The sequence below is a fragment of the Pseudanabaena sp. 'Roaring Creek' genome, from assembly GCF_001402795.1.
In the GTDB taxonomy this organism is placed as follows: Bacteria; Cyanobacteriota; Cyanobacteriia; order Pseudanabaenales; family Pseudanabaenaceae; genus Pseudanabaena.
Map to the genome: position 1 here is coordinate 1 of NZ_LIRE01000393.1, position 7,871 is coordinate 7,871.

Sequence of the window (7,871 nt, forward strand, 5' to 3'; positions counted from 1 at the left end):
TATAGTTGTTTTAAATAACTTGTAGACGGGCTTCGACTTCGCTCAGCCCTCGGTGTAAGCTAGCTGAGCGAAGTCGAAGCTGTAGTTTTTATTTGAATTATCTATACTTTTGGGATTTGAGAAAGGGTTTGCCACACAAACCCTTTCTCAAATCCCAAACTCACTTTAACGTATAGAATTTCTCAAAACTAACGCTTTAACCACAAAACAAAGGCGAATAGCCCTACAGGTAAAGTAATCAATCCTAAGGACAGCAAATTCATCACCTCTACATCTAAGCCACTCAGTAACGACCAATAGGGTAAGGCATACTTAATCACCACAGAGATCATTGTCGAGTAGAACAACAACTGGATAACAAATAACATCTGTGCCATAGCTTGTGAAAAATTCTGTAGAGGCATAATCAGAGGCATAATCTAAGCGAGAAATGAAGATACACTCGCTAATTTAGTTTTTCTGTGGAGGCTTCTTGCTACCTTCTTTATCTTGAATTTCGCTTGGCACGGGGAATTGCTCGATCGGTTGACCCGCTAGAGCTCTTTCCATAAATTTACGCCAAATTGGGGTTACATACACACCACCAGTGACACCATTTGCCATAGGCGTGTAATCATCATTACCAATCCAAATTGCTACGGCTAACTGCGGCACATAACCGACAAACCATGCATCGCGGAAATCTGAAGTAGTACCCGTTTTACCTGCGACTGGTCTGCCGTCGCTCATTTGTGCCTCAGTTGCCGTGCCATTGGTGACTACTCCACGTAACGCATCGGTCAGATAGGAAACGGCGATCGGATCGAGGATTAATTCAGGTTTAGGGGTATTATCTAAAACTAGGTTACCATTGCGATCGGTCACACGGGCTATCAATGTAGTTTTCGACTTGTAGCCACCACTAGCAAAGACAGCATAGGCTCCTGCAACTTCTAGAGGCGTAACATCAGCCGCACCAAGGGGCAAGGAGACAACAGGTTTGAGAGGACTGGTAATACCTAATTTTCGACAAATAGCGATCACGTTTTCAGCCCCAACCTCGATCCCCAATTTCAGAGCGGGAATATTGCGAGAAACGGCGATCGCCTGACGAATCGTAATAGGACCAGAGAACTTATTGTCGTAGTTGCGGGGGATATAGGGTTCATCACCATCAGGAATAGTCATAGGACTATCATCAATCACCGAGTCGGGAGTGTAGTTACCCGTAGCAAAGGCAGCGTAGTACACAAAAGGCTTGAAGGAAGAACCCAACTGTCGTCTGGCGAGTACAGCACGATTAAATTGATTTTTGTCAAAGTCACCAACCCCGCCCACAAGGGCTTTGACAAAGCCTGTGCGCGGATCGACTGCCACTAGTGCTAATTGATCGGCATAGGCACCGCGATCGACTAAATCCTTATGCCCCTCTGCCGCAACCTCTTCGGCGATGCGTTGGAGCTTTAGGTCAATCGTCGTCTGGACGCGCAGTCCACCTTGCAAGACCACATCTTTGCCGAATTTATCTTCTAATTCCGCCGTTACCGCCTGTGAAACATAGGGAACACGACTAGCTTCATAGGAAATTCCCTGCTTACGGATGATAATTTTTTGTGCTTTTGCTGCTTTAACTTCCGCAGGAGTTGCCCATCCCAATTCTAAAAGCCGATCTAATACTAATCCTTGACGTTTCTTGGCTTCAGCAAAATTATCAACGGGATTAAATACTGAGGGGGCTGGGATAGCACCCGTAAGCATCGCAGCTTCCCCAAGGGTCAAATCCGCCGCTGATTTGCCAAAATAATTTTGCGATGCGGTTTCTGCGCCATTAGTATTTTTTCCCCAAAATACTTGGTTGAGGTACATTTCAAGGATTTGTTCCTTAGTAAATACCTGTTCGACCCGCATTGCTAAAACAGCTTCAGCAACTTTTCGATTCAGACTGCGTTCGTTCGATAGAAATAAATTTTTAACTAATTGCTGGGTTAGAGTAGATCCGCCTTCCACAGTGCCACCTGCACTAAAGTTAGCTAAGATCGCGCGCCCAATGCCGCTGGGATCGACACCCTTATGAGTATAGAAGTAGGCATCTTCCATGGCTAAAACCGATCGTTTTAGATGTGGAGATATGCGATCAAGGGTAACGACTTCGCGGTTAACATCGCCATGTAACCTTGCAATTAATCCACCATTAATATCGTAAATATAGGTGGTTTCAACGGGTACGTAACCTTTCAAAACTCTGACATCGGGCAGATCGCGGAAACTGAGTGCCAATCCCACTAGTCCACCAGCCACCGCCGCACCACCAATCATAATGATGCCTAGTAAAGTGCCACCAACTGCTTTGAGAGTGCCTTTTAAAATACTGCCTGTAAGAGACTGAGAACGCTCTACACTATTTGATGCCACAGCAATCTACCCTTCGATCAATTCATAGGTAATCTTACTTCATTAATAAGTATTTCGGGCAGTAGCATTAAAAAACTACCTCGTATTTTTTTAATGCCACTTTTGCAGTCATGTTTTCAGACCCTTTAGCGACGTTGAGCCAGCTTGTCGTATACCAATTGCAGATCGACATGGTGATGGGCGATCGCCACAAGGGTGTGATAAAACAAATCGGCAACTTCCGAAGCGATCGCATCAGGATCGTCATCTTTACAAGCCATAACTACTTCGGCAGACTCTTCGCCAATTTTTTTTAAAATCTTGTTATCACCACCCGCAAATAATTTGCAGGTATAAGAACTTTCTTGCGGATGCTCGCGGCGATCGACAATCACCGCAAATAATTCTGAGAGGGGATCGTTCATAAAACCCAAATACCTATACAAAACAATTGTGAGATGCCAAGCATTCCCCAACCTTAATAATAAAGGCACGCTATGCGTGCCTTTATTATTATTTTTTATGTTCCGCAATGCAGAACATTAGCAAAGTGAGCCCCAACAATTACTTGATGGAAACCTTACCACCAGCTTCTTCGATTTGCTTCTTAGCAGCTTCGGCATCAGCCTTAGGCATACCTTCTTTAACGGTCTTAGGTGCAGATTCAACGAGATCCTTAGCATCCTTAAGACCTAAACCAGTAATTTCACGAACGATCTTCAGAACGGCAATCTTCTTGTCAGCAGGAACTTCATCAAGTACCAAGTCGAAGGAGGTCTTTTCTTCAACTTCTTCAACCGCAGCGCCACCACCAGCAGCGGCAACAACTACGCCACCAACAGGAGCAGCAGCCGAAACACCGAAGGTTTCTTCGATTGCTTTAACCAATTCAGCAGCTTCAAGAAGGGTCAAAGTCTTTAGTTCTTCAATGATGCTATCGATTTTTGCAGACATAGTTTTTCTCTTTAGTTAATTTAGATTGGGTTTTAGGTTTGATTGCTTGGGGCTGTTAGCTTTTAGCTGTTAGCCTTTAGCTTTTGTAGAGGTTGAGCTAATAGCTAAGCGCTAATAGCCAAGTGACTCATTAAGCAGCTTCTTTTTCGGAAACAGCTTTGATGGCTCTGCCCAGAGATTGAGGAACCTCTTTGATGCCGATCGCGATCTTGGCGGTAATGGCGTTGATTGCCCCAGCAATTTGCGAGATAAGCACTTCCTTAGAAGGTAGATCGGCGATCGCTTGCAAATCCTTTGCAGTCAGCGCGCGACCTTCTAATACACCGCCCCGAAGTTCGGTCTTCTTAGATTCCTTTTGGAAAGCTTGATAAGCCTTAACAGCGCCACCAATGTCTTCTTTGACAAATAAACAAGCTGAAGGACCAACAAGAAAGTCTTCTAAAGACTTCCATTGAGGAGCTTCAGAGATTGCCTGTTTGAGCAAGGTATTTTTGGTAGTTCTGCACACCGTACCTGTGGGACGGAGTGAACGGCGGAGTTTGGTAATTTCAGCTACAGTCAAAGTTGAATAATCGATCACCATAACCATCTGAGTTCCTTCAAACTCTTTGGTCATTTCTCCGACTAAAACTTTTTTTTGGTCTAGGGTCTTACCCATATGGTTCTCACCTCCTTATATTTGGAGTCACTTTAATGGTGTGATGAGCCGTTAAAGTGACTATGTGGATCTTTTAAGTCATTAAAAAAGCCTCGTCTTTTCGCAGACCGAGGCTCAAAAAAGCATTCTTTAAAGAATCTTTTTAAAACACCTCGGCAGGAAATTAAGCCATTAGCACCTGCTGTCTATGGATATATTCAGTTGAAGAAATTTCTTTCTAGGCTTATGAACAAATTAAGAGTTGGCTTTAATTACTCTAAGAGATTTTTTCTACAAGGATTCTATGCGGATAGAAATCTCTTAGACAATGACTTTAAAAGGCTTTAGGCTTCTGCCAATTTGAGATCGCGTAGAGCAGCGACATCGACTTCGATCGCTGGACCCATAGTTGCAGATACATAAAGCGATCTCCAGTATCTACCCTTTGCGCCAGAAGGACGATTGCGATCAATCGTTTCTTGCAAAGCTTTGAGATTAGTTAGCAAGTCTTCGGCGGGAAAAGCTGCCTTGCCAAACAGGATATGGACGATACCTGTACGATCAGCACGGAATTCTAGCTTACCAGCTTTGAACTCATTAATTGCACCACCAAGATCAGTAGTTACCGTACCACCCTTAGGTGAAGGCATCAATCCTCTTGGACCAAGCAATTTACCAAGCTTAGCCACTTGAGGCATCATATCAGGTGTAGCAATCAGCAGGTCAAAATCCATGCGTCCCTTGCTGATTTCATCAATTAGTTCCTCAGAACCAGCGATATCTGCACCTGCGGCAGTAGCCTCAGCGACCTTTTCACCGCGAGCGATAACTGCTACTCGAATTGTCTGTCCAGTTCCCTTAGGTAGGGTTACCGTTGTCCGCAATTGTTGGTCGGCGTACTTCGGATCGATACCCAATCTTACATGAGCTTCGACGGACTCAGGAAACTTAGCGGTTGCAGTGACCTTAACTAGCTCTAGAGCGTCGATAGGTGCGTAAGCCCGATCTTCGACTTTACTTTGCGCTTCTCTTAAGCGCTTTGATACTTTCTTTGCCATGGTTGATCCTTAGGGGTGCGATCGGAAAATTTAATTTCCTCCCCCAACTAAAATTTTTATTTTTGAATGGATGGGCGAGAAGACTGGTAAAACTTAAATAATTAAGTGTTTAAACAATTAAGCGTTAATGGTAACGCCCATGTTCTTGGCAGTACCTTCAATAATCTTCATTGCCGCATCGATATCATTTGCATTGATATCAGGCATCTTGGTTTCAGCGATCTGACGCAATTGATCTCTAGTAATGGAACCAACTTTCTTACGGTTGGGCTCAGCAGAACCAGAGGAAATGCCAGCGGCTTTTTGAATGAGAACAGATGCTGGAGGAGTCTTCAGAACGAAGGTAAAGCTTCGGTCTTCGTATACAGATATTTCTACAGGAATGACCATGCCTGCTTGATCGGCAGTACGGGCATTATATTCCTTACAAAACATCATGATGTTGACACCATGCTGACCTAAAGCAGGACCAACTGGTGGAGTTGGGCTAGCCTTACCAGCATTAAGTGCTAACTTGATAATTGCGGTAACTTTCTTAGCCATTGATTTTAGCCGTTAAAAAATCTACAAACCTGCGTTTGAGTGAGTTAGTTTTGCTTTTGTACCTGATTGAACTCTAGTTCTACAGGGGTGTCTCTACCAAAGATTGAAAGAAGGGCTTTGAGTTTACTCCGCTCTGGGCTAACTTCCACCACTTCGCCTTCAAAGTCTTTGAAAGGTCCGTTAAGCACTTTAATCTTGTCGCCTTGAGCCATGTTGATTTTGAGAACTGGCTCTTGCTCGACGGTGACACGGAAGATTCTTTCGACTTCTTTCTCGGTCAATGGCCGAGGCTTAACATGTCCGCGACCTCGACCGTAGTGTCTTTTTTGTTCTGTACCGACGAAGTTAATAACATGGGGAGTGCTTTTGACAGCAAGCCATGCATCATCATCAACTTCTAACTGCCCAATCTCATTTCTGACAGTTTTAATCTGAATCAAAACATACCCAGGAAAAATCTTTTCCTCAGAGGTCAATCGACTACCATCTTTTCTAAGTTTGACGGTCGGCGTTTGCGGAATTTCAATCTGCTTGATCCGATCCTCTACATCAAGGGTTTTGATGCGTTGTTCTAGGCTTGACTTGACCTTTTTTTCACAGCCCGACGCAATCTGAACGGCGTACCATTGAAACAGTACGTCTCCATTGTCGAAGCTAGATGGTGGGTCGATGTCCTCGGTAAACATTATTGAAACACCTTCAATGCGATCGCCTTAAACAAGGCATCAACCAGATAAACAAAGGTTGCTACTGCAACGATCATCAAAAGAACGGATGCAGATTCACTAATTAACTGCTGGCGAGTCGGCCAAACAATCTTACCGAATTCGGCTTTAGATTCTGCAAAAAGATTAAATATGCCAGAGGAGCCAGATGGTACATCTGATTCATTCTTGGATACTTCTCTTGGTTGCTCTTTCAGTTCGTTTTTCGTCATAGCGGCAACTCTTGCGATTCCTTTGCAATCTTTGTAAATGCGATAGGTTTAAGTACTATCTTGAAAAAACTTGAGTAATTTAAAACTTGTGAAATTGGTGAAGCGCGCCCTGAGGGACTCGAACCCCCGACATCAGGTTTTGGAGACCTGCGTTCTACCAACTGAACTAAGGACGCACGTAATGTAAACAGGATTTTGACGCGCAACTAGCTATATCTAATGTATCGATTGCTATATCAAAATAGTGTTCGATAACTAGTATAACCATAGATGGTTCTATAGTGGGCGATCAAATCGTTGTTTAAGACGAGTTGCTTTACCAACAAGGTCGCGTAAGTAGTAGAGTTTAGCACGACGCACTTTACCACGACGGATCACTTTGATGCTTTCAATTTGAGGAGAATGCAGCAAGAAGGCTCGCTCGACTCCTACTCCTTGAAATACACGACGAACAGTAATGACAGAGTTAATGCCAGAACCACGCCTTGCAATGATCACGCCTTCGTATGGCTGAGTACGTTCTTTGCCGCCCTCTTTGATCCTAACTCCAACCTTGACAGTATCTCCCACATAAATTTTGGGGAGATCCGTTTTGATATATTCCGCTTCAATTGAGCGTATGATTTCAACAGCGTTCATGAGGAATGCCAAAAAAGTCGCGATCATCTATGTTAGAGCATGATCGATCCTATGTCTATATGTTTTGCAAGTTATTTTTGTTTTGCTGTGATTGAGTTTGCCTATAGCTGCTTATTCCTTCCTTATAAACAGCTTTAATCGACAAAGTGATGCGTCATTCCAACGAAAATTTCACAATATTTTTAACTAACCCAAGGATTTACAATTGTAACTCCCGATCCTGAAAAGTCTTTTTCATTACGAGTAACGAGGGATTAGGTCTTTTTTGCGTTGAGATGTAGGGAGCTTAGTAATCCCTTTAGTAATTTCACCAATCGTGATCACACTTAGATAAAGCGAATTAGAGTCTTGAGCATCAAGCCAATCCATCACTCTTTGATTAGGTTGCTTGGAAACTAGTTCAGAAATTAAGCAGGTGTCGAGTAGATAAGTCATAAGATAAATCGATCAGGCGATAGACTGCGATCGTGGCTAAGATCTAACTCCCCATTAGCAGCAACTTCAGCAAGTGGTGATTGACGAAAGAAATCAGATAATTTAGCTTCACTGCTGTAATTAGAGGGCTGCTTGGCAAACTGCCAAACCTGCATAAATTTTATGACGTATGCTTCAGGTGCTTGCTCAATTTCGCGAATCAACTGCTCTTTGATGGTCATAATCTGCCCTCTTTTCCTTTTAATTCTAGTTTAGCTTTTCAAAGTTATGATTCTCACAAGTAATACCAATTCACGAA

Annotated in this window: 11 protein-coding genes, 1 tRNA gene, 1 pseudogene and 1 other annotated feature; all 13 genes and pseudogenes read right to left on the bottom strand. The window is 43.4% G+C overall.

Features of this window, described 5'->3' with window-relative positions:
• Positions 1-188: 188 nt before the first annotated feature.
• Positions 189-416: a hypothetical protein gene (locus tag AC805_RS13195; protein WP_156341402.1), complete on the bottom strand. Its 228-nt coding sequence runs from the start codon at positions 414-416 to the stop codon at positions 189-191.
• Positions 417-450: 34 nt separating this feature from the next.
• Positions 451-2,391, bottom strand: coding sequence for a transglycosylase domain-containing protein (locus AC805_RS13200; RefSeq protein WP_055075861.1), 1,941 nt, complete (start codon positions 2,389-2,391; stop codon positions 451-453).
• Between the two features lie 125 nt (positions 2,392-2,516).
• Positions 2,517-2,783, bottom strand: a pseudogene (gene hisE, locus AC805_RS13205) (phosphoribosyl-ATP diphosphatase); the annotation flags it as partial.
• 151 nt (positions 2,784-2,934) lie between these two features.
• On the bottom strand, positions 2,935-3,324 hold the full coding sequence (gene rplL, locus AC805_RS13210) for a 50S ribosomal protein L7/L12 (RefSeq protein ID WP_055075863.1): 390 nt from the start codon (positions 3,322-3,324) through the stop codon (positions 2,935-2,937).
• Between the two features lie 130 nt (positions 3,325-3,454).
• On the bottom strand, positions 3,455-3,982 hold the full coding sequence (rplJ, locus tag AC805_RS13215) for a 50S ribosomal protein L10 (protein WP_055075864.1): 528 nt from the start codon (positions 3,980-3,982) through the stop codon (positions 3,455-3,457).
• Between the two features lie 74 nt (positions 3,983-4,056).
• Positions 4,057-4,191 (bottom strand) — a sequence feature (ribosomal protein L10 leader region).
• 114 nt (positions 4,192-4,305) lie between these two features.
• Positions 4,306-5,019: a 50S ribosomal protein L1 gene (rplA, locus tag AC805_RS13220; RefSeq protein WP_009626878.1), complete on the bottom strand. Its 714-nt coding sequence runs from the start codon at positions 5,017-5,019 to the stop codon at positions 4,306-4,308.
• Between the two features lie 117 nt (positions 5,020-5,136).
• On the bottom strand, positions 5,137-5,562 hold the full coding sequence (rplK, locus tag AC805_RS13225) for a 50S ribosomal protein L11 (protein WP_009626877.1): 426 nt from the start codon (positions 5,560-5,562) through the stop codon (positions 5,137-5,139).
• Between the two features lie 44 nt (positions 5,563-5,606).
• The gene (gene nusG / locus AC805_RS13230) at positions 5,607-6,248 is read right to left on the bottom strand and encodes a transcription termination/antitermination protein NusG (protein WP_009626876.1); all 642 of its coding nucleotides are present in this window, start codon (positions 6,246-6,248) and stop codon (positions 5,607-5,609) included.
• Positions 6,248-6,499, bottom strand: a complete 252-nt coding sequence (gene secE / locus AC805_RS13235) for a preprotein translocase subunit SecE (protein WP_009626875.1) — start codon at positions 6,497-6,499, stop codon at positions 6,248-6,250. The genes nusG and secE overlap by 1 nt, the downstream gene beginning before the upstream one ends.
• Positions 6,500-6,602: 103 nt before the next feature.
• Positions 6,603-6,675, bottom strand: a tRNA-Trp gene (locus AC805_RS13240).
• A 100-nt stretch (positions 6,676-6,775) separates the two neighbouring features.
• Complete coding sequence (gene rplS / locus AC805_RS13245; protein WP_040687955.1) at positions 6,776-7,138, bottom strand: 50S ribosomal protein L19; 363 nt, start codon at positions 7,136-7,138, stop codon at positions 6,776-6,778.
• A 237-nt stretch (positions 7,139-7,375) separates the two neighbouring features.
• On the bottom strand, positions 7,376-7,573 hold the full coding sequence (locus AC805_RS13250) for a PIN domain-containing protein (protein ID WP_055075865.1): 198 nt from the start codon (positions 7,571-7,573) through the stop codon (positions 7,376-7,378).
• Positions 7,570-7,794, bottom strand: coding sequence for a hypothetical protein (locus tag AC805_RS13255; protein WP_055075866.1), 225 nt, complete (start codon positions 7,792-7,794; stop codon positions 7,570-7,572). The genes AC805_RS13250 and AC805_RS13255 overlap by 4 nt, the downstream gene beginning before the upstream one ends.
• Positions 7,795-7,871 lie beyond the last annotated feature (77 nt).

Excerpts from the sequence above, each read along its gene's own strand:
- AC805_RS13250 (WP_055075865.1), bottom strand. The coding sequence starts at position 7,573 with ATGACTTATCTACTCGACACCTGCTTAATTTCTGAACTAGTTTCCAAG.
- nusG (WP_009626876.1), bottom strand. The coding sequence starts at position 6,248 with ATGTTTACCGAGGACATCGACCCACCATCTAGCTTCGACAATGGAGAC.
- rplJ (WP_055075864.1), bottom strand. The coding sequence starts at position 3,982 with ATGGGTAAGACCCTAGACCAAAAAAAAGTTTTAGTCGGAGAAATGACC.
- rplL (WP_055075863.1), bottom strand. The coding sequence starts at position 3,324 with ATGTCTGCAAAAATCGATAGCATCATTGAAGAACTAAAGACTTTGACC.
- rplS (WP_040687955.1), bottom strand. The coding sequence starts at position 7,138 with ATGAACGCTGTTGAAATCATACGCTCAATTGAAGCGGAATATATCAAA.
- rplK (WP_009626877.1), bottom strand. The coding sequence starts at position 5,562 with ATGGCTAAGAAAGTTACCGCAATTATCAAGTTAGCACTTAATGCTGGT.
- AC805_RS13255 (WP_055075866.1), bottom strand. The coding sequence starts at position 7,794 with ATGACCATCAAAGAGCAGTTGATTCGCGAAATTGAGCAAGCACCTGAA.
- secE (WP_009626875.1), bottom strand. The coding sequence starts at position 6,499 with ATGACGAAAAACGAACTGAAAGAGCAACCAAGAGAAGTATCCAAGAAT.
- rplA (WP_009626878.1), bottom strand. The coding sequence starts at position 5,019 with ATGGCAAAGAAAGTATCAAAGCGCTTAAGAGAAGCGCAAAGTAAAGTC.
- AC805_RS13195 (WP_156341402.1), bottom strand. The coding sequence starts at position 416 with ATGCCTCTGATTATGCCTCTACAGAATTTTTCACAAGCTATGGCACAG.